This is a genomic window from Enterobacteriaceae endosymbiont of Donacia piscatrix (assembly GCF_012569525.1).
GTDB lineage: Bacteria > Pseudomonadota > Gammaproteobacteria > Enterobacterales > Enterobacteriaceae.
In genome coordinates, this window is sequence record NZ_CP046200.1 from 250,739 (window position 1) to 252,340 (window position 1,602).

Below are 1,602 nucleotides of genomic sequence, written 5' to 3' on the forward strand. Positions count from 1 at the left end.
CGGAAAAAATTATCAGGAATTAATTTTATAAATGATAAAGCTTTATATACAAAATTTGTTTTTTCTTCACAAGAAGAAAATAAATTTTTTAAAAGTAATATTTTAAAAAAAAATTTTGAAAATGATAAAGTATTATTAATTCTTTTTTCAAAAAGATTTCTTCCTTCTTTTCTAATTAAACTATCAGGATCTTCTCCTTTAGGTAAAATCATAAAACATACTTGTTTTCCTTTTATTAAAAAAGGTAAACTTTTTTTTAAAGAATTCCATTGTGCTTGTATACCAGCCTTATCCCCATCAAAACAATAAATAATTTTATTTGTTAAATTGAATAATTTTTGTATATGAGAATTAGTTATTGCTGTTCCTAATATAGCTACTGCATATTTTATATTAAATTGAAATAGACTAATAACATCAATATAACCTTCTACTACCACTATTTTTTTTATAATATTATTTTCTTTTTTTATTTCAAATAATCCGTATAATTCATTACTTTTATAAAAAATATTATTTTCTGAAGAATTCAAATATTTAGGTTCTTTATTATTTAACGTTCTACCACCAAAACCAACTACAAATCCATGTATATTTCTAATAGGAAATATGATACGATCATAAAAAATATCATAATAATTATGATTATTTTTATTTAATTTTAAAACTTTTAATTTTTTATGTAATATTTCTATGTTTTTTTTATTACGAAATATTTTATTAGCCCAATATAAAGGAGAAAAACCAATAGAAAAATAGTTTATAATATATAAATTAAATCCTCTATTTAATAAATATTTTAATGCTTTTTTACCTAAAGATCTAAATAAATAATTTCTATAAAAAAAACTTAAATTAAACATTAATTGATAATAAATATCGTTTTTATTTTTTTTTTCAGAAAAACATAATTCTTTATCATTATGAATAGGTATATTAAATATATCTGATAATAATTTTACACTTTTAAGAAAAGATAAATTTTCATAATTCATAATAAAATCAATAATATTACCATGTACACCACAACCAAAACAATGGTATAACTTTTTTTCAGCATTAACAACAAATGAAGGATTTTTTTCTATATGGAAAGGACAGATTCCAAAAAAATTTTTACCTTTTTTTTTTAATTTAATTTTATTTATAATTAATTTTACAATATCAACTTGATCTAATAAATTATTAATAAATATACGAGATACATATTTAATCATAAAAATAATTTTTAATTTATTATTTTTTGTAAAAATAATTAATTTTTAATACAAACGAGTTTTTTTAGAATTTTCTCTTAATATTTTTTTTATATGTCTTTTTATTGCAGAAGCTTTTGCTCTTTTTCTTGCTGTTGTTGGTTTTTCATAAAATTCTCTACGTCTAATTTCTGATAAAATTCCTGCTTTTTCACATGAACGTTTAAAACGTCTTAAAGCTAAATCAAATGGTTCATTATCACGTATTTTAATAACTGGCATGTAATATCCTTCTATAAATTAAATATATAATTTTATTAGAAATTATATTATAATATATAATTAACATTATATAAATAATTTTTTATTTTATTCTTAAAAAAAAATACAATTTTAAGGAAAAACA

General features: G+C 18.1%; 2 protein-coding genes. Both read right to left on the reverse strand.

Features of this window, described 5'->3' with window-relative positions; all coding sequences use genetic code 11:
* The coding region (gene dnaG / locus GJT96_RS01185) for a DNA primase (RefSeq protein WP_169780410.1) at nt 1–1,217 on the reverse strand (1,217 nt) is incomplete at its 3' end.
* Between the two features lie 45 nt (nt 1,218–1,262).
* Nucleotides 1,263–1,478 (reverse strand): 30S ribosomal protein S21, encoded by a 216-nt coding sequence (gene rpsU, locus GJT96_RS01190; RefSeq protein ID WP_169780411.1) that lies wholly within the window; start codon nt 1,476–1,478, stop codon nt 1,263–1,265.
* Between the last annotated feature and the right edge of the window lie 124 nt (nt 1,479–1,602).